Below are 22,339 nucleotides of genomic sequence, written 5' to 3'. Positions count from 1 at the left end.
TATCAATGGTATTAAAGGAAGCAACGATATTAGTTATAGATGATGATGTAGACGTACTAACGGCATTACGTCTTTTATTAAAACCTTTGGTGAAAGAGGTTGTTATCGAAAAGAATCCAAGCAATATAAATGCGCAAATAGAGCAGAAAAGTTTCGACGTTATCATTCTGGATATGAATTTTAACGGTTTGGTGAATACCGGTAACGAAGGGATTTTTTGGTTAAATAGGATTAAGGAGAAAAAACCTGACACTGATGTTATTTTGATTACTGCCTATGCAGATATTGATTTGGCAATTCGTGCTTTAAAAGAAGGAGCGTCCGACTTTTTGGTAAAGCCTTGGAAGAATGAAAAAATTATAGATACGATTACATCTTTGCTAAAAGCTAAAAAATCCAAAGCTTCCGGGAAGAACATTGCACAGCCAAGTAAGAATGCAATTATTGGTGAAAGCGAGGCAATTAAGGATGTGTTTCTAAAACTAAAAAAAGTAGCACCGACCGATGCGAATGTTCTAATTCTTGGAGAAAATGGTACCGGTAAAGATCTAATCGCAAGAGCATTACATGATAATTCAAACAGAAAGGATAAGCCTTTTGTAAAAGTAGATGTAGGAGCATTGACTTCATCACTTTTTGAGAGTGAATTATTTGGATATAAAAAAGGGGCATTTACAGATGCTAAAGAAGATAGAGTAGGGCGATTTGAAGCAGCTAACGGTGGAACACTTTTTTTAGATGAAATAGGCAATATTACCTTAGGTCAACAAGTACGACTATTAACCGTTTTGCAAAACAGATTAGTTACTCCATTAGGCTCTAACGAAGCTATTCCAATCGATATCCGATTAATTTGTGCTACCAATATAGAACCTCGAATTTTGGCAGATGAACAGAAATTTAGAAAAGACTTAATTTATCGAATTAATACGGTAGATATTATCATGCCACCTTTACGGGATCGAGGAACCGATATCACGTTGCTGGCTAAACATTTTATTAGTGTCTATGCAGATAAATATAACAAAACGCCATTTACATTAGATTCCGGGTTTATTTCTAAATTAAAAAAACACGATTTTCCGGGTAATGTCAGAGAACTCCAGTACGTTTTAGAACGTGCCGTAATTATGTGTGACGGAGATGCACTGAAACCTGAAGATTTGGTTTTTTCTTCTATTGAAAGACAAACAAATAAAACGGCGGTAACTACTATGAATTTGGATAGTATAGAAAAAAATGCAATTCTTACTGTTTTAGAAAAGAACAAAGGAAATGTTTCAAAATCTGCAAAAGAATTAGGAATTACCAGAGCAGCATTATACCGAAGGTTGGATAAATATGAACTATAACGGTTACATTTTCAGATTATTCCTAAGGATTCTAATATTGGTTTCCCTGATACTAGGTTTGGTATACGCTATTGATAAGGACTATACCAGTATTGCTACAGGTATCACGTTTGTAACCTTGTATGTAGGGTATACCACTTATAGTTTTGTCAAACGTCGTTTTGTTGTCATGGATGATTTTTTTGAAGCAGTAAAGTATCGAGATTTTTCCAGATGGTTTCCAGAGGACAGAGGACCTAAGGATATAAGATTTCTTTATAGAGGTTTTAATGAGGTAAATCGTACGATTAAAGATATAAACTCCCAGAATGAGGCACAATATGTATACCTACAGAAGATTCTGGAGATGGTGGATATTGGTATTATTGCGTATAACCTGGAAACAGGTGATGTGTTATGGTCTAATGATTCATTTAGGGAAACATTAGATTTTCCTTCATTTAAGAATATTCGCTTTGTAGAAAAAAGAAAACCTGATTTGTACGATGCAGTTTTCGAAACCTATCATAAAGAACCGAACTCCATTTCGATAGCCGTTCAAAATGAAAAGATAAAGGTATTAATTTCTGATACGGTCTTTCAGGTTAATGATGATCCTTTTAAACTCATAGTTTTACAAAATATCGATGATACCCTAAACAAGAATGAATCTGAAGCTTGGAAAAAATTATTGAGCGTGATGACTCATGAGATTATGAATTCGATAGCCCCAATTTCATCTCTGGCGGATACTTTGCAATCGCACTTGGAACTAACTTTGAACAATCCTAAGGAGTATCCATTAGAATTAGAAGATCTAAACGCTGGTATAAAGACCATAAAAAATAGAAGTGAAGGTCTATTAAAGTTTGCTAAAACATATCGTAGTTTAAGTAAAGTGACACATTTAAATTTGGAGAAAAAGAAGATTACAGATCTTTTTGAGACCATACAATTATTAATGCAGCCTTCTTTGGATGTCAAGAATATTCATATTGATTTTAAAATAACTCCTCCAAAATTAGAATTAAATATTGATAGTTATTTAATCGAACAGGTATTGATTAATCTTATTTTAAATGCAGTAGATGCCTGTAAGGATAGACCGAATCCAGAAATACGGGTACTTGCAGAACAAAAACCAAATAGAGGTATCGTAATAAAAGTTTTTGATAACGGTTCTGGAATACCTCAGGATATTATGGAGAGTATTTTCATTCCGTTTTTTACCAGTAAAACTACGGGTAGCGGTATCGGTCTTAGTTTGTGTAAACAGATTATGTTATTACACAAGGGTAAAATTCTGGTGAGCAGTAAAGAGAAAGAAGGTACTGTGTTCTCTTTGGTTTTTTAAATAAAAATTTACCAACATATATCGATAAACGAAGATAATTTTTCTTCAGGCGTTGAATAATAAAAATTAGATAATTAGGTTCTTTGCAAGAATAATTTTTGTAGGTAAATTCCTAATTACTGAAAGTTAATTGATGTTTTTGTTTTTCATCTAACCGATGATATGACCATTTTAGCAATCAAAACCGTACTTTTAGAAGGTGTGCTTTCCTAATTGATCATAAAAAAACTAGGTTTGTATATAGATAACTAACTAACTAATATTGAAATTTTTATTCACCTATTTTTTATTTTTTCTAGGTATTGTCTTAAGCAATGCTCAGCATCCTGAATACTATCAATTAACCGAAAAAGATGGATTACCGGATTATGAGTTTTATGATATGATGATTGATAGTAACGAATTTATTTGGTTTGCAGCTAATAATGGACTTTTTAGATATGATGGACAGGAGTTTAAAAATTATAGTAATCCGGAAAAACGTGGATTATCTGTTTTTGGTTTATTAGAGGATAAAGAGGGGATTATCTGGTGCAATAATCTTGGGGGACAAATTTTTAAGGTAGTAAATGACTCTCTTAAAACCTTTTTGGATACCAAAGAGTTTTCTGATGGCTCCACTCTTAAGGAATTTAGAATACTGGGAGATTATGTATACGTTACTTCTGATTATGGACTCATGAAAATAAATCGAGAAAATAAAACATACCAATTAATAAAGTCTAAACAAGATACAATTAAGCATAAAACGTACTATCCCAGAATTGTAGATGATAAAGTGATGTATATTGAAAAAGGTACTCATCGTAAAGACCTTATCTATAACGGTACTACTAAAGAGTTAGAAGAATTAAATTTTGAGTCTAAATATATTACAAACATATATAGTACAAAAAACTATATCATTCTTGATAAATCTAGGAATCTTGTAGGCACAGATTTATATGTTATACCTAATATTTCAGAAGTTCCTATTAAAATCAAAAATGTTCCAGACAAACTGTTTATATCAAGAGCCGTTCATTTATTCGAGGACAAAGAAGGTTATTTATGGTTGAGTACAAGTAAAGGAGTGATTCGTTTTTTGTTGTTAGATAACCAAATGACAGAAGTACAAACCTTTTTTCCGGATAAGTTTGTGACACGAGTTCAGCAAGATAAAAAAGGAGTATTTTGGTTCTCTACCTTAGCAGATGGTGTTTTTATGATTCCCAATCTTAATATTATCAAATATACCAACGAAAATTCTGGATTAAAAGAGAATAATATCAGGGGTTTAACTAGCAATACTTCTGATAGTTTGTTTTTTTCTAGTTATAGTAATATACTAGGGATATGTGATCTAAAATCAGATAAGGTTACTTACGAAAAAAGAAAAACTAATATAAGCTCAAACATTAATAAAATAAGATACGAAGAAAAATATAATGCGGTTATTTCTATAGCCGAAAGAATAAATATTTGGAAAAAGGGCGATGTTGAAAATATTAATTTTCCGAATTGGAAAGATTATAGCATTTTGCCCAATAATAAGATACTGTTTTCTACTAATAATGTGTCAGGTTTTGTAAAAAATTTCCTAGATGACCCGGCTAAGGTGGCGGATGTGCAATATCAGATATTGAAAGATAGTTTATCATGCTATAATGTATTAAGAGAAAAACGTTCTTATGCAAACCACTATAGTGAAAAAACGCAACAATCATATGTAAGCTATTATGATGGATTATATATGTATAATGATGCTTTTGAAGAGACCATTGTTACCTATAACAATAACCCTATTTTTGCTACAGATATAGCAGAAACAAGTGATGGAATTGTTTGGGTGTCTACATTTAATTATGGATTATTAGGCCTTGTAAATAATAGGGTAGTAGAAGTGTATGGAATTGATACAAAATTAATCTCTAATACAATAAAGAAGATAGAACCGGATGGTTTAAATATTTGGGCAGCTACCAATAAAGGCTTGCAATATATTAAAAGAAGTGTAACTCTTGATGAAACTACAGAAGTCTTTACCATAGACAAAAATGACGGGCTCTCTACCAATGAAATTTTAGATATGGAAATCGTAGATCGTTATATCTTTTTAGCTACGCAAAAAGGGTTGATAAAAATTGATAAAACAAAATCCTACATTAATCCGATTACACCAGACATTTATATCAATTCTATTTCTATTAATGAAAGAGATACCATCATTTCTTCCGCGTATAAACTTCCTTATCAGAATAGTTTAGAAATACATTTTAATTCAAATTCATTTAATAACCCAAATGTTAATAAGAGGTATCGTTATCGTCTAAAAGGATTACAGGATAACTGGTATCAAAAAAACACCTCTGTTGCAAGATATAATTCTTTACCAGCTGGGAAGTATACTTTTGAAGTAAAAGCTGTAAATGAAGATGAAATAGAGAGCACAAAATGTGCAACCATAGATTTCATTGTTGTGCCTCCATATTATAACAGATGGTGGTTTTATCTAATCATCGGTTCACTACTCACTGGATTGATTACGTTTATCTTTTATATTCGTATCACAAGAATTAGAAGACAAAACCAATTGGTAAAGGAGAAGAGAGAGATAGAGCTGGAATTAATTAATTCTAAGCTGGTAGCATTACGATCCCAAATGAACCCTCATTTTTTATTCAATGCCCTCAATTCTATTCAAGAGTATATCTTAACCAATCAAAAAGAATTGGCATCTGACTTTTTGGGAAAATTTGCCGATCTAATGCGCATTTATTTAGATCACAGTAGAAAAAATGAAGTAAGCGTAGAAGAAGAGATTCTAGCATTAACCCTATATTTAGAGTTGGAAAAAGACAGGTTTGAAGATTCTTTAGTATATGAAATAAATATTAAGGATGCCGAGTTTGCAATCAACCACTATAAAATTCCGTCACTGTTGATTCAGCCTTATGTAGAAAATGCTATTAAACATGGACTGTTACATAAAAAGACAGATCGAAAATTAAACATAACGTTTTCGTGTTGTGCTAATGAAGAAAATGTAATTATCTGTGAAATTGAGGATAACGGAATTGGTAGAGAGCGATCTGCCGAAATTAATAAAAATAGACCGTCGAGCCATAAATCATTCGCTTCTGATGCAGGAAAAACAAGATTAGAATTGTTAAATCAAGAAAATCAAAAAGAAATAGGGGTGGAGATACTGGATCTCAAAAAAGATAATGTAGCTGCCGGAACTAGAGTAATATTAAGAATCCCCTTTATTTAATAAGTAAAAACTAACTATGAGCTTTACAGCGGTTATAATTGACGATGAAAAGAAAGCCAGATTGCTTCTAAGAACGATATTAGATGAATATTGTTCACAGATTGATCTTGTTTATGAAGCTGAAGACCTGCCCTCAGGAGCTGAGCTTATCAAAAAAAATAAACCGGATATGGTATTCCTGGATATCGAAATGCCTGAATATTCGGGGCTACAGATTTTGGAGTTTGTGGATAAAGAAGATCTTAATTTCGAAATTATATTTACTACAGCCTATAGTGAATATGCTATAGAAGCATTTCAATTCTCGGCAATTGATTACTTACTAAAACCATTGCGACCAAAACAAGTACAAGATGCAGTAACCAAGTTTGAAAAAGAAGCCAAAAAGAACCAGTTACATGATAAATTACTGGAACTCTCTAATGCTTTTAAAACGGCGTCATTTAATAAAATAGCACTTCCGGTAAGTGATGGTGTTCATTTTATACCTTTAGATGATATTATCTGTTTTAAGGCAGATGGTATGTATACAAAGGTATTTTCGTTATCCGAAGGGGAATTGTTGATAAGTAAGCCATTAAAACATTTTCAAGCTCTGTTAGAAAATAAACCACTGTTTTATCGTCCTCATCGATCTTTTTTGATCAACTTGAAACATATTAAACAATTTGTAAAAAAAGATGGTTCTTATATCATTATGGAAGGTGATATATCGGTAACCATATCCAAAGAAAAGAAGGAAGAGTTTCTTTCTTTTGTAAATACAATGTAGATCAATGAAAAGTACTAGAGCTTTATATATAAATATCCATAAACTGCTAATTATTCCCATAGTTCTTGGGTTAATGTCTTTATATGATAACTTTTCTATAGAAGCTTATATTTATCTGGCATTACATGGAACGTATTCTCTGTTATGGTTTCTTAAATTTTATTGGTTTAGAGATGAGGGGTTTAGAGTTCAAATTCCAGTTCTAAAAGGTGTTTTCTCTATTTTTTTGGTGATGACAGGATATTATGTGGCACCATTTATATTGATTAGTCAACAGGTGAAAGCTTCACCAATGTTTATATCGGTGGTCTTATTTTTTTATATCATAGGGATCTTCTTTCATTTCGTGAGTGATATACAGAAATATTATACACTTAAATATAAGAAAGGATTAATAACAGAAGGAATGTTTAGCAGAACTAGAAACCCAAACTATTTTGGTGAAATAATCATGTATCTTTCTTTAGCTCTCTTTTCAAAACATTGGCTGCCGTTTGTTATTATTGTAAGTTTTACCGTTTTTGTATTCCTCAAAATAATGAAGCAAAAAGACGCTTTTCTTTCCCAGTTTCCAGAATTCGAAGCATATAAAAAGAGGAGTTGGTTATTGTTTCCTAAATTTTTTTGATCAAAATGGGGAAAATTAAGTTGAGTAGATCAATTTAGAAGGTGTAAAACCATATGTTTTCTTGAAAAGTTTACTAAACGTAGGAAGGTCCGGGAACTGCAGTGCGTCTGATATTTCTGAAATCGTCATGCTCCCTGAATCCAATAGTTGTTTTGCTCTTTGCATGCGTAAACTATTCAGGTATTGATGTGGAGTTTGTTTATAAATCGCTTTAAATGCGCTATAAAGATGATATTCTGATAATCCTGATATTAAAGATAGTTCTTCGATATCGATTTTTCTGTTTTGAAAAGAATCGTGCATATAATCATGAGCTACTAGTATTCTTTTAAAAACCTCTCTTTTAGTAACTTCTTTTTTACCTTTTATAAGCTGTATGTTTTTATTGTATGCAGCATGTTCTCTATATAATATACTCAATAGTTCTAAAACAATCTCATCGGGGTCTAATAGTGCATAATCTTTTGTGTTACTAATATCAAATAGATTTTTCAGTAATTTCCCGGTATCCGAATATGAAGCCCGATAGGTGTTTTCTATGAATAAATCATTGTAATCAGAAGTATCAAACGGAACCTCAAGCAATTTTTCTATTGATCCACCTAAGTAATAGCTAAATTTGGAAATCAATTTTTCTGATAATACAAAACTTAAAACATCAATTCTCTCTTCTTTTTTACACAAAAATTCCCAATCTGTGTTTGGATTGATAATGGTAAAGTGGTTATTCTTAAGTTTAGAAGATCCCTTTTTAGTGATCAGATTCATATTACTTAATGAATTGGAGTATACCAGGCTTAATGAGCTTTGTTCTTTTGAGTATGAATACGGCAAAAATGTATGAAACCGCATCAAATAGTTTCTGTCTTTAGTTAGTGGATTATGATCCTCTCTTTTACTTTTACTAAAGTGATTATAGTATCGATCGAGGTATTTTAAAGACATAGGTTTTTAGGGGTAAAAAACTGGTTGCGAAGGTACTAAAAAAATCAATAAACTATCTTTTTTAAAAAACTCATCAGTTTTTGACAACCTTATCTTTTTACATATCTAATATTTTTGCGGCCGTAATAGGATGTTATTGGTTAATATCTGTATTACAGGTGTAGTTGGTTTACCGGATAACAATGGGGTATATGTTATCCGGTATTATTCTTAGAGCAATTATAAAAAAAACAGAAGAGGGATTGTATGAGTATAATTTTAGTCATAATCCTATTAAATAATAAGTATGGAGATTTGTGCTATAATCATAGATGATGAGAAAAAGGCAAGGCAATTATTAACCATTGCATTACAAGAATACTGTCCTCAGGTTACAGAAATTCATGAGGCAAAAGATTTGTTGTCTGGAGTAGCTATGATAAAAAAACATCAACCACAGATCGTATTCCTGGATATTGAAATGCCTGAACATTCCGGCTTACAAATCATGGAATTTTTAGATGAAAAAGATCTGACTTTCGAGATTATTTTTACGACAGCGTATAGCGAGTATGCGATAGAAGCGTTTCAATTTTCAGCAATTGATTATTTATTAAAACCCCTACGTCCGCAACAGATACGAGAAGCAGTTGCGAAGGCAGAAAAAGTTATCGGTAAAACACAAATCTATAATCGCCTACAGGAACTCTCTACTATTTTTAAAAATAACAATTTTAGCAAAGTAGCACTGCCGGTTGCCGATGGGGTACTGTTTTTAGCTTTAGATGAGATTATTTGTTTAAAAGCAGATGGTATGTATACTATAGTATATGCCGTTTCTAATGATGAAATTCTGATCAGTAAACCATTAAAGCATTTTAGTGAGATAATGGTACAACGACCTAACTTCTACAGGCCTCATCGTTCTTATATCATTAATGTCAATCATGTCAAAAAATATGTGAAGCAAGATGGAGGGTATATTCTTATGGAGAACGATATAACAGTTTCTATTACCAAAGAAAAAAGAGAAGAGTTTTTAAGATTAGTTAACAGACTATAGGCGGTTTTTATTTCAGCAACTCATATTGAGGTTTCATATGGTTTTACCATAATTTTAAAAGTTACTCTTATAATTAATAAAGGGATTGATAGAATTTTACATTCGAAATTATTTTGTGCTCATAAGCGTAAAAAAGAAAGTAAGGGAACAATTTTCATAATATTTTCAGTAGTTATCCAACATAAACATTTAAATACCTAGTACTACCCAAAATGATTCAAAACATTCGAACCAGTAAAGTATCAAAAGTAGTAGCCTGTTACCTGGCTATGCAACTTGTTTTACAAACATTACAGCCATTACGGTTATACGCATTGACCAGTGGACCAAGTCAACCAGAGTTTAATTCATTTACACCGATCGGAACCTCTGATATGGTGAATTTGTCTTCTGGTGACTTTAATTATAACATTCCTATTATGGATGTAGGAGGGTATCCATTAAACTTAGCCTATGACTCTGGGATCACTATGGATCAGGAAGCATCTTGGGTAGGATTAGGCTGGAACCTTAATGTGGGGCAAATTGCAAGACAGGTAAGAGGGATACCGGATGATTTTAAGGGTGATGAAATGGTGTATGAAAATGATATGAAACCAAATCTAACTGTAGGTACCGCTTTTAAATTATCTGGTGATTTTTTTGGTGCAGAAAAGGTAAAAGATAATGTTAAGACAAAAGCAGGCGAACTTAGTTTTGGGTTAGGAGTGCAGTATAACACGTATGAGGGAATTACTTTTAAACCGACTTTTGGAATTGGGTATGACCTAAATGATAATATAAAACTAGGAGCTGATTTTTCCTCTTCTGTAGGAGAAGGAGTAACCGTACAGCCAAGTGTTAATTTCTCTAAGAAATATACAGAAGAAAATAATCAAGCAACTGGATTAAAGATTAATGAAGTATCATCATCTGCGGGGATTTCATATAATTCCAGACAAGGTTTGAACAATTTTAATATTTCTGGTTCAGTTCAAGGAACTAATAAAAGAGAAGGTAAAAAAAATATCAGTGGAAGCGTTTCTTCGGGCTATGGTTATAGTTTTAATAATCCCACTTTTACACCACAAAAAAGAAGTGGCTTAATTAATAAAAGTTCCAGTTTGAGAGTAAGTTTAGGTTCCAGTTTTTTTGGAGGTAATATACAAGGGCAGATAGACGGGTATAATACCTATCAGGTAATTAAAGATAAAACCAAAAGTATACCAGCGTATGGATATGAACATACAGAATATGGGGATGAGAATTCAATTTTAGATTTTAATAGAGAAAAAGATAGAAGTTTTAATAAACACACAACAGTATTACCTATTACCAATTACACTTACGATGTGTATGCGATTCAGGGACAAGGAATTCAAGGAACTTTTAGATCTTTTAGAAGTCAGGTAGGTTATGTGTTTGATAATCAAACAAGCGACGAAGGGGGTGGAGGTAGTTTTGGCCTACAATTGGGATCTGGAAATTCTGTATACGTTGGTGTTGATGTTTCGGATACTGAGTCAAAAGGAACTTCGGGTATTTGGAAAAATAATAACTTAGTGTTACCACAATTTGAAGTAGATACAAAAACAGAAGCAGGATATGAACCTGTATATTTTAAAACTTCCGGGTCTTTGGATGTCGATGATAATGCCTTGTTATTCACCGAAGAACTAAAGGCTGAAGCGCCACTAAAATTAGAAATCGACGGTGATAAATATAATAGATCAGCAAGACCCAATTATCAATATAAAACGTACGAACGAAGTGGTCAAATTGCATATGATTCCAAAAAGATTGCATCAAAAATTAAACGAACAAAAAGGGCCAAAAGAAATCAAACGATTCAGAAAATAACCAATGCGGAAGCGAAGTTGGATCCATTTGTGCATCATAGGGATAGTGATGTGGATGCTAAGGATCATCATACGGTTGGAGTTAAAGTATTGCAACCCAATGGAAGTACGTATGTTTTTGGACAGTCAGCATATAATACAAAAAAAGTAGAGGCAACGTTTGATGTATCAGGAAGCTCGGATGTGGACTGTGCAACTGGATTGGTGAGATATGATCCTATTTTGGGAGAGAATAGAGAAGGTCTGAAGAGTGATCACTTTCTTAACAGAATAACCACTCCTGCGTATGCGCATACCTACGCATTAAGCAGTATTTTATCAGCAGATTACGAAGATATTACTTTAAATGGTCCAACAGAAGATGATTTGGGAACGTATACCTTATTTCATTATAAAAAACCTCAACAGAATTATCAATGGAGAGTGCCATTTGAAAAAAATATGGCAAGTTATAATGAAGGTCTCAAATCCAATCCCTATGACCAAAAAGGAAATTATATCTATGGAGAAAAAGAGTTGACCTATATTCATAAGATTGAAACCAAAACACATATCGCGGTTTTTCACTTATCTAACAGAAAAGATGGCATTGGAGTAGCAGATCAAAACGGAGGGCAAGGGACCTCATACATGAGAAAAATTGATCGTATTGATTTATACTCAAAACCAGAATATGATCGATATAAAGATTTTTTGGAAGATGAAGATGATAGTAACGATCCATCTTTAGCAGAAGTTTCACCCATTAAATCAGCTCATTTCGAATATAATTATGCTTTGTGTAAAGGAGTTCCAAATAATTTGGGAGTTGATGAAGTAACTAATGAGCTGAGCAACGAAGGAGGAAAACTAACACTTAAAAAGGTATATTTTACCTACAGAACTTCCAAAATGGGAAAACACACCCCCTATGTGTTTAATTACGATAGTTTTAATCCTGACTATAATCTAAAATCCTATGATATATGGGGTAATTATAAACCAGTAATAGAAGATTGGGTAGAAAAAGATGAAAACGGGATTATTAGTTTCAATCCTAAAAACGGAACCTATTGTGATATTCAGGATCCAATTACAGCTCCAGAATTTGGGTATGTACAACAAGAGGATAAACAATTGCAAGACGCTTTTACAGCAGCATGGACATTAACCTCTATCGACTTACCATCAGGTGGTAAATTAGAAATAGAAACTGAAGCTGATGATTATCAATATGTACAGAATGAAAAGGCAATGCAAATGTACAAAGTGGTTGGGGTTGGTAATCTTCCTAATCCTTCTATAAATGACCTCTACAAAACTGAGTTGTATGACAAGAATGATCACACTGATTATTTATATATAAAAATTAGTGATGAACGCCAAGAAATCACCTCAGAACATATTCAGGATTTTAAAGACAACTACATAGGTGATCAGATTAATAAACCTATTTTCTTCAGGTTCTTACTAAATATGGTAAATCCAAGAAAAAGTAAGGATCAATATGATTATGTGTCTGGATATTTACAATTGAATTCGGATATAAATTTAGTAAGTAATGATGATGGTACATTTGCTATCCTGCAAATTAAGAAAGTTGAAAAAGAAGGAGGTTGGGTTGGAAATATTTTACCTGTTAATCCTATAACCAAATCAGGATGGTATTTTGGGCGTTCTTATCTCAATAGAGTGGTATACAGCCTTGGTGGAGATAGTTACAATGAAAGTTTAGATTCTATTTTAAAAGATCTGGATGCAAGTTTAAAACAGGTTGTAACCATTTTTAAAGGTCCGAATGGAAAGTTACAAGAGCAAAAGTGCGCACAGGAATTTATCCCGGAAAAATCGTGGATTCGTTTATTGAATCCTACTGGAAGTAAGTTAGGTGGTGGAGCTAGGATTAAAACGTTAAAATTACATGACGGTTGGGGTGGTATGACTAATAATACAGACAACCCTATCTACAAACAGTTTTATGGACAAGAATATAGTTACCAACTAGAAAATGGTACTTCTAGCGGAGTAGCAACTTTTGAGCCGAATGGAAGTGCAGAAAATCCATTTGTAGAGCCTTTTTATGATGATGAAGGGGATACTAAAAAAGAGAAATTACTAGCTCCACAAGCATCCAATTATGTCGAAAAACCAATTGGATCATCTTTCTTTCCTTCTGCAACCGTAACGTATAGTAAAGTAACAGTAAAAAACTTAGATAGAAAAGATGAAGATCGAATAGTAAGTAAACATGCCACCGGAAAAGTAGTACATACGTTTTATACTTCTAGAGATTTTCCTACTCTTACCGATCATACCGATATTAATAAATTAACAGATTTCAATGAAGGAGTTCTGAGTATACTTACAGTTAAATTGAGTAATCGTAACCATCTTACCTTATCACAAGGGTTTGTAATAGAAACCAATGATATGAATGGGAAACTATGGAAACAGGAAGTATTTGCCGAGAACCAAGAAGAACCCATTTCTGGTGTGGAGTACTTCTATAATTTGGATAGCAAGGGAAATTTAAAGAATACATTGCCGACTATATCAAAAAATGGAGAAGTACAAGAGGATACATTTATAGGTATCGAATATGAAGTAGTTAATGATTTTAGGGAAAGTCACTCTACTACAGATATTTTTGGGGTGAACGCAAATTTATCGTCATTTTTCGCCGGACCTTTGCCAGGTTTCGTACCTGTAGCTCTCCCTGTGTTTTCAGCGCATGAAGATCTTTTACGAGTAGCAACAACAACCAAAGTGATTCATCGATCAGGGATATTGGTAGAAACCAAAGCCTTTGATCTAGGATCAGAAGTAACCACTAAAAATTTGGCTTGGGATGCTGATACCGGACAGGTACTATTAACGCAAACTATTAATGAGTATAATGATCAGTACTATAATTTCAATTTCCCGGCATATTGGTATTACGATACCATGGGATTGGCATCAAAAAATATTGATTTTACTTCAAAGTTAGAATCATTAGGCTCCAATTATTTTGGCATATCCGGAGCGAAGGCTTCAGATTTCTTAACCAAAGGAGATGAATTATTATTAACGGGCATTAATGAAAGACTTCAAATACCTTCTAACAAAATATGGGTAGTGGGTATGAATGATAGCGGCACAGGAGTACGATTAATGAATGCTAATGGTACCCTTATAAATGATACCTTTTTTAGTGAACTTGGTATCTATGACCTAAGGTTTAAGGTGGTTAGATCAGGTAGAAGAAATCAACAGACAGCATCTATGGCGTCTCTTACTATGATGGATAATCCCATTCGTGATGCAGATGGCAATCTTAAAAACATAGATTCAGAATCATTTAACGTATCAGAGAACAGCACCTTAGAAGAAGATCTTAGAATTATCAATAGTAGTGCAGTTGCTTATAGTGATTTATGGGAGTCTCCATGCGAGTGTATTTTAGCAGAAAAACCTTTCACCCTGGATGAAAATGAAGAAATAGCAGAACAACAAGTAACGGGACTAGGGTTTAACCCTTACTTATATAATATAAAAGGAGCATGGCGTGCAAAATCATCCTATGCCTATTTAACTTCTAGAAGAGTGAGCGACAAAGCATCCCCAAGAATAGAAGGTTTCTATAAGGATTTTAGACCATTTTATACAATTAACAATGGAAAATGGCAAAAATCACAAACTGTTGATCAGGATTGGACGTTTGCCAGTGAGGTATCTATATATAGTCCGTACGGGGTGGAGCTTGAACATAAAGATGCATTGAACAGAAGATCCTCTGCACAGTATGGATATGGATATACCTTGCCGGTGGCCGTTGCATCTAATAGTAGTTATATGGATATGGGAGCGGATAATTTTGAAGATTATGATTCCAGCACAGCCAAGGATGGACATTTTAATTTTTTAGAATCCACAGGAGAATCAGGTATTGAAATTAATGACCAATATGCACATACCGGAAGTAATAGTCTCCTGATAGAAGCCGATAAAGAAGCGTCTATCACACGACAATTGACCGGAGAGATTAAAGAAAAAAATGATATAGATGGAGATGGCGAAGATGATCCTGACGATAACTGCAAATATACCCCTAATGGCGATCAATATGACTATGATGGAGATGGTGTGGGGGATGCATGTGATGATGATGCCAGACCAATTATTATCAATGCGAGAATCACAATAGATGACCGTCCAGGGTTTAACTACAATAACAATTTTAGTACTTTTTATTGTCACGGTAGGTTATCTACCTTTGAAATACAAGGTAAGCCCAATGCAGTAGTGGACTATAGAATAACAATGCTGGACTATCCCAATACACTGGGATGGGCAGTACTCGTCGATGAAAAAGTAGCTTTAGAGAAAAAAGATAATAGCACTGAAAAAGAAGGTCAAATTACGTTGGATGCAACAGGGTTTGCATTTGTAAAATTGGATATTGGAGTTAGAAACAAAGAAGACAACAGGGACCCTGATGAATTGGCAAAGGCAAGGTTTGAATTACTGCATAAGCAAGAAAGAACTCCTTTGAATGAAGGCGGCTATCCGGCAATTATTATTGATGCCAGGGTAGATTCTAAAAAATGCGAAGGTTCTGCACATCAGGATGTTTATATAGATTATTCATCTTACACTCCTCAAAATTAATAGAAAGACAATTAGTTTTTAAGACATGAAAAATTCAAATAGATATACATCCAGCATAACGATATTCTTATTCCTCATTGTTGGAATTCACAATATGTGGGCACAGGTATCCCAGGCAGAACGTGATGCATTGATAGACTTATATAATTCAACTAACGGTGATAATTGGACAAATACTGTTGCAGGTGACAGGGTTTGGCAAATTAATGATCCTAATAGTGATGTGAGTACTTGGTATGGGGTAATTTTAGGGAACAATGGACATATTTCTAGTATAAACCTAGGGTTTAATAATTTAAATGGAGTCATTCCGGCTTCATTAAGTAGCTTAAAACAATTTTCATCCATATTGATTTTAGCTCTTCAGGGGAATAAACTAACAGGAAATATTCCTCCAGAATTGGGTGAGTTATCCTCATTAGTTAATTTAGTCCTTTTTGAGAATGATTTAAGCGGTTCAATTCCTATGGAATTGGTTCAGCTTAATAAATTGGTAATACTGTGGTTGTCAAACAATAATTTTTCAGGAGATATCCCAAATTTCTCGGTTTTGCCCGATTTAGGATTAATGATTATTGATAATAATAGATTTGTATTTTCAGATTTTGAGGATGAATTTAATTCTTATAGACTAACAACAAATAATGGATTTCAATACATTTCCCAAGCTAAAGTAGATACAGAAGAAACACTATCGGTTACAGAAGGAGGTAGTATTACACTAACCAGTAACGTACTGACCAGCGATAATAACAACTACCAATGGTATAAAGATGGAGTAGCAATTGCTAATGAGACCAATAAGGATTTGGTGATTTCTAATGCTGTTAATACTGACGCCGGAGAATATATGTTTAGAGCAACCAATAGCGTTGTGATCAATCTTGAACTGGAAAGAAATCCTATAACACTAACAGTAACGGCTAACGCCGATTGCGTATCTGCAGCAGAACGCCAGGCATTAGTTGATCTGTATAATGCTACTAATGGTGATCAATGGAAAAATACAGTAGGAGGGAATCAACCATGGTTAGTAAATGATCCTAATTCTTCGGTATGTGATTGGTTTGGCATTGTCGTAGTTGATGGTAAAGTTACACAGTTAAAATTACCTATAAATAATTTATCAGGCTCCATTCCTAGTTCCATTAGCCAACTTTCAGGATTACGTGATCTTCGATTGGGGTCAAACAATTTTAGTGGCACTACATTACCAAATGAAATAGGAGAACTCACAGAGTTACGCATATTAGGAATTAATAACTGCAAGTTTGAAGGTCCATTTCCTATTCAGTTTACAGGTCTATCAGAGTTAACATTTTTAAATGCCGAAAAAAACAATTTTACCGGGACTTTACCAATAGAAATTAATAAGTTAAAAAAGTTGGAAGTTTTAGAGCTTAATCAAAATCAACTTTCGGGAGCTATTCCTTTTGAGATAGGAGCGTTAGAAAGTCTAACTTACTTGAGGATGTTTTCTAATCAATTCACAGGACAGTTACCAACTTCTTTAGGAGATTTGAGTAATTTGGTTATGTTAAACCTTGGAGGAAATTCATTTACCAGCAAGTTGCCTGAAGAAATAGGAAAATTAAAAAAACTCAAATATTTAGTTTTAAATAATTGTGGACTCTATGGTAATATCCCTGCGAAGATTGGAGAAATGTCTAGTCTAATAACTATGAGTATGTATAATAATCAGTTTGAAGGTAGCATACCAGTTGAATTTGAACAATTGAAAAATAGTATAGAAAACATTATTCTGCAAGGAAATCAACTTTCTGGAAATATTCCTGATGAACTTGGTCAATTGGAGAATTTAAAAATACTAAACTTAAACAGTAATCAATTTACAGGGAGTATTCCTGTTTCATTAGGAGAATTAACCAATTTAAAAGAGCTACGTATAGAGGTTAATCAGCTAGAAGGGAGAATTCCTGATTTTGCCGCCTTATCAGGATTAACAAATCTTCGAATTCAACAAAATAAATTTATTTTTTCAGACTTTGAGACAGAATTTGATGGATATGTCTCAAAATTAGGAAGTAATTTTAAATATTCACCGCAGGCAAAAGTAGATGAAGAAGAAACCAGAGATGTTTCCATAGGAGAAGGACCGATTACCCTAAGCAGTGATCAACTTATAAGTCCTAATAATAGTTACCAATGGTATAAAACAGTAAATAATATTACCACAGCAATTCCTGATGCAACTTCAAAAGAATATATAATCGCTGATGTTGATGAAAGTGATGCTGGAGTATATCATTTTTTAGCAACCAATAGTGTAATTACAGATTTAGAACTAAGAAGAAATCCCGTTACAGTTTCCATAAGTAATGACTGTGTATCTGCCCAAGAACGTCAAGCATTGATAGACTTTTATGTAGCACTTGATGGAGCTAATTGGATCAACACTCGTCAAAATAATCAACCTTGGTTAATCAATGATCCTAATTCTTCAGTCTGTGATTGGTTTGGAGTAACCGTAGTAGATGGAAAAGTCACAGAACTGAGGCTTGAAAATAATAATTTGGTTGGGGCACTTCCTAATGAAATAACGGGATTAGTTCATCTACAAACGATTTGGTTGGCTAAAAATAAACTTTCAGGAAACATCCCTGCGGTATTAGGACAGATGAATACATTAACTACGATTCGTTTGAATCAAAATGAATTTTCAGGGTCTGTGCCTCCTGAACTAGGTGGGCTGAATAACTTAACCGGATTATTTTTATACTCGAACCAACTTACAGGGACGATTCCGGTTGAGCTATCAGAGTTATCCAGTTTACTATATTTAAATCTTTCTTATAACCAATTGACAGGCACAATTCCCTTAGAATTAAGCCAATTAAAAAATACGCTGCAACAATTACATTTAATGCATAATCAATTAACAGGTACAATTCCTAAAGAATTAGGATTGTTAAGTAGGTTGGTAATTCTTAATTTGAACAGTAACAGACTTACGGGATCAATTCCTAAAGAATTAGGAGATTTATCAGGGCTTACTCAGTTATGGTTAGATGTAAATGAATTATCAGGTACCATTCCTCCAGAATTAGGAGCATTAACTAAAATTAATTCTTTAAAATTAAATACAAACCAGTTGTCTGAAGGTATTCCGATAGAACTTACCAATTTGAAGCAGGCACGAGTGTTTTACCTTTTTGATAATCAATTAACAGGGCCAATTCATCCAGAGTTTGGTGCTATGAGAGAGCTTAGATATTTTGATATAAGTAAAAACCAATTAGATGGAAGTATTCCTACTTCGTTTGGTAATTTAACGAATGCTAAGTTTATTGATATAAGTGTAAATAAGCTAACAGGTGCAATCCCATCTGAAATAGGACAACTATCTACCGCACTTCAATTTTTTAGTGCAAATAACAATCAGCTTGAAGGTAGTATTCCTCCTTCATTTATGAACCTAGAGAAGTTGATCAAGCTTAATCTTGGAAGAAATCAATTAAGTGGAAAAATTCCTGACCTCTCCGGGATTTCTACGCTTACTGCATTATATATTCAATACAATGAGTTTATTTTTTCAGATTTCGAAACGGAGTTTGTAAAATATAAAACACAACTAGAAACGTTTCAGTATTCACCTCAAGCCAAAGTAGATACAGCAGAAGCCAGGTCCGTTTCCATAGGAGAAGGGCCTATTATCTTGAGTAGTAATCAACTCACCAGTGAGAACAACAGCTATCAATGGTATAAAAAGGTTGGGGAAACAGCGACTCCAATTGCTGATGCCACCAGTAAAGATTTTGTTATAACAGAAGTAAAGGAAGAAGATGCAGGAGCATATTACTTTTTAGCGTCTAATAGTATTATCACTAATCCTGATCTTATTTTAGAACGTAATCCTATAACATTAGTTATCGGGACAACAGGGGGAGATTGTACAAATCTTTTAGAAACTATTGGAGTAGATACTTCTTTTGAAACGGCAATATCAGTCGTAACAGATGGTAGAAATGAAAGTTTGGGAGATACCGGATGGACTGTTGGACAAGGAACTCCGGATACGTTTTTGCCACCGTTAACGAATACTACAGATGATCTGTTTTTGGAATATAATTTTCAGAATTCTCCTAATGGAGGAGTATGCGCCGGAGGATTAAGGGCTAATGATCAAACAGAATCATTTGGTACAGAATTATCAGGAATCATACCGGGAACAACCTATATCATTGAATTCTATCAGGCAAATGCCACGAATTTATTGATTCCGCAATTACGAGAAGAAGCCTATGGATCTTGGGAAGTACAATTTGGAGATGAAACAAAAACATCATTTCCAATGGCACCAAATTCTTCTAATATAACCTGGCAAAGAGCAAGCCTAGAGTTTGTGGCTAATAGCAGTTCAGAACAGATAGAATTTATAGCGCATTCCTCTGCCTTTGACATAAATAATTCATATCCTGTTTATGTACTCATTGATGGGATTCGAATATATCCAAAACCTATTTCGAGCACAGATACTTGTACTGATATTAATACACAAGGGTTTTGTACACTTGGAGATAATGAACTTACGTTTGCAGATGTTGTATCTCCGGTAAGTGGTACTACAAATTGGTATAGTGAGCAAGTAGGTGGTGTTTTATATAATCAAACACAGTCTCTATATTCATTATCGAATTTTATCATATGGGCAGATAATGGAGAGGGTGATCGTGTACCTGTAGAAATTGTTTTTGATCTGGGAGCTCCAAAAGGAAACACGAATCAATTTTTTGATATACAAGACGTTCCAACAGTGGAAAACCTGATAGCAGAAGGAGAGAATGTAACCTGGTATGATAGCGAGGATGGTACTACTTCTTTAAATAAGGATACGATTCTGATTGATGGTAAGACATATTACGCAGCTCAAGGCAATAATCCTTGTCGACTTCAGGTAACGGTTAAGATTGGTATATCCAACCCAAAAGGAGATGGATATCAGGTGTTTTGTAGCAACAATAATCCAACGATTGCTGATATCGTTATGGAAACTACAAACCCGGAATACACAATCGCCTGGTATGCAGATGAAACAACTACTGAGTCATTGGACACCAATACTTTACTAAGTAATAATGCAACGTATTATGCAGTACAGACGAATGGTGTTGAACAAAGTGCAGTCCGTGTTCCTGTAAGAATCAAGATTATAGATGTTACCGCATTATATAAGCGTTATGATCGAGATATTCTGGTGCCTGAAAATTCTGTAATAGGTTTGTTAACTAAATTTTATGGATATTCTGAAGATACTGTCTGGTATACATCAGAATTTGGAAATGAAACCTTTAGAGAAGGAACCAAATTAGAAAAAGGGATAACCTATTATGCCAGAATCGGACAAGGATTATGTAGTGCTTCGGCAATACTTGCAGTAACGGTACAAATAGATGATGTAGAAGAACCAGAGAGAATTAGTTGCATTAAGTTTATACCAAAGCCTGGCAGTAAATATGTAATTAGTGCGTGGGTGCGAGAAAGTACCAAAATAGGCAAAGATCCGGTAACCTTACAATTCGATGATGTTAAATATCAATTCATAAACCTGATTGGGCAGTTAAAAGATAAGGTTTTAAACAAAACTTCAATACCATTAGTATATGTGCCGAAGAATGATGTCCTATTTGATGGAGATGTAGAAGGCTTGCTCCCATTTGTAAAAGGGAATACGGATAGAAATTTAACAGTATATGATTTTAGCCTTATAAAAGAAGAGGTAAATGGCTTAGAAAGATCCATAGGATTTTCTTTTTCTCTCGCAAAAGGAGGACCTGAGTTCAGATATATTACTCCAAAAGTTGCCCTTAAAGTGAATGGAATAGGTTTTAAAATTAAAAGAAAATTTCATCTGCCGATTCTTTTTGAGGATACGCCCAAAGATCATATTAGTATAAATTTTAATGATGTTGAAATCAGAAATGGAAACTTTTATATTGTTTCGGAGTTTTTCTTCAATTCTAATAATAACAAAAATCCTTTTTTGGTTAGAGAGTATGAAAATCAAGTAAGCAAACCTACAATTTCAGGTTTTGAAGCTTCACCACAGGTGTTCACTAATTTTGAAGATACCGATCAAGTTGCTTTAGAATATGTAAACTCTTCAATTGATCTGTCTTATTTAGATATCAATGGCAACACAATTATACTTACAAATGATCAAGCAGTTTTTAATCCTCAAGGATCAGTAATAGATGGTTGGCAAAGGGTTTCCTCAAGTTTTACGATTCCATCTAATGCGGCAAGCATGACTATTACACTAAGAAATAGTGCAACGGAGAATAGTAATGGTATAGCGTATTTTGATGATGTCAGGATCTACCCTTTTAATGGAAATATGAAGACATTCGTCTATGATCCGGTAACCCAATGGTTACGAGCAGAATTGGATGAAAACAACTATGCTACCTTCTATGAATATGATAAAGAAGGTGGATTGATACGAGTTAAAAAGGAAACTGAAGAAGGTGTATATACCATACAGGAAACACGATCCGGAACTTCAAAGAAAAATTCAACAAGATAGATT

Annotated in this window: 9 protein-coding genes; 8 read left to right on the top strand and 1 reads right to left on the bottom strand. The window is 33.7% G+C overall.

Features of this window, described 5'->3' with window-relative positions; all coding sequences use genetic code 11:
• Positions 1–5 precede the first annotated feature (5 nt).
• The 5 genes from ACFSR1_RS01090 to ACFSR1_RS01070 all read left to right on the top strand — a co-directional run bounded on the left by ACFSR1_RS01090 (position 6) and on the right by ACFSR1_RS01070 (position 7,338).
• Complete coding sequence (locus ACFSR1_RS01090; RefSeq protein ID WP_378288780.1) at positions 6–1,352, top strand: sigma-54-dependent transcriptional regulator; 1,347 nt, start codon at positions 6–8, stop codon at positions 1,350–1,352.
• Positions 1,342–2,685 (top strand): sensor histidine kinase, encoded by a 1,344-nt coding sequence (locus tag ACFSR1_RS01085; protein ID WP_378288778.1) that lies wholly within the window; start codon positions 1,342–1,344, stop codon positions 2,683–2,685. The genes ACFSR1_RS01090 and ACFSR1_RS01085 overlap by 11 nt, the downstream gene beginning before the upstream one ends.
• A gap of 262 nt (positions 2,686–2,947) precedes the next feature.
• Entirely contained in the window at positions 2,948–5,938 is a 2,991-nt protein-coding gene (locus ACFSR1_RS01080; RefSeq protein ID WP_378288776.1) for a sensor histidine kinase, read from the top strand.
• 16 nt (positions 5,939–5,954) lie between these two features.
• Entirely contained in the window at positions 5,955–6,710 is a 756-nt protein-coding gene (locus ACFSR1_RS01075; protein ID WP_378288774.1) for a LytR/AlgR family response regulator transcription factor, read from the top strand.
• 4 nt (positions 6,711–6,714) lie between these two features.
• Positions 6,715–7,338 carry a methyltransferase family protein gene (locus ACFSR1_RS01070; RefSeq protein WP_378288772.1) on the top strand — a complete coding sequence of 208 codons (624 nt, stop codon included), beginning with the start codon at positions 6,715–6,717 and terminating at the stop codon, positions 7,336–7,338.
• A gap of 15 nt (positions 7,339–7,353) precedes the next feature.
• Here the strand turns inward: ACFSR1_RS01070 and ACFSR1_RS01065 are convergent, their stop codons facing one another.
• Complete coding sequence (locus tag ACFSR1_RS01065) at positions 7,354–8,283, bottom strand: helix-turn-helix transcriptional regulator (RefSeq protein ID WP_378288770.1); 930 nt, start codon at positions 8,281–8,283, stop codon at positions 7,354–7,356.
• 286 nt (positions 8,284–8,569) lie between these two features.
• Here ACFSR1_RS01065 and ACFSR1_RS01060 point away from each other — a divergent pair, with 286 nt between their 5' ends.
• The 3 genes from ACFSR1_RS01060 to ACFSR1_RS01050 all read left to right on the top strand — a co-directional run bounded on the left by ACFSR1_RS01060 (position 8,570) and on the right by ACFSR1_RS01050 (position 22,336).
• Positions 8,570–9,325, top strand: coding sequence for a LytR/AlgR family response regulator transcription factor (locus ACFSR1_RS01060; RefSeq protein WP_378288769.1), 756 nt, complete (start codon positions 8,570–8,572; stop codon positions 9,323–9,325).
• Positions 9,326–9,537: 212 nt separating this feature from the next.
• Complete coding sequence (locus ACFSR1_RS01055) at positions 9,538–15,792, top strand: hypothetical protein (RefSeq protein ID WP_378288767.1); 6,255 nt, start codon at positions 9,538–9,540, stop codon at positions 15,790–15,792.
• A gap of 25 nt (positions 15,793–15,817) precedes the next feature.
• Positions 15,818–22,336 carry a leucine-rich repeat domain-containing protein gene (locus tag ACFSR1_RS01050; RefSeq protein WP_378288765.1) on the top strand — a complete coding sequence of 2,173 codons (6,519 nt, stop codon included), beginning with the start codon at positions 15,818–15,820 and terminating at the stop codon, positions 22,334–22,336.
• The last annotated feature ends 3 nt before the right edge of the window (positions 22,337–22,339 follow it).

This window comes from Aquimarina rubra (genome assembly GCF_042684305.1).
Taxonomy (GTDB): Bacteria; Bacteroidota; Bacteroidia; order Flavobacteriales; family Flavobacteriaceae; genus Aquimarina; species Aquimarina rubra.
Note: the sequence above shows the minus strand (reverse complement) of the source record. Positions and strands in the feature narration are given on the sequence as shown.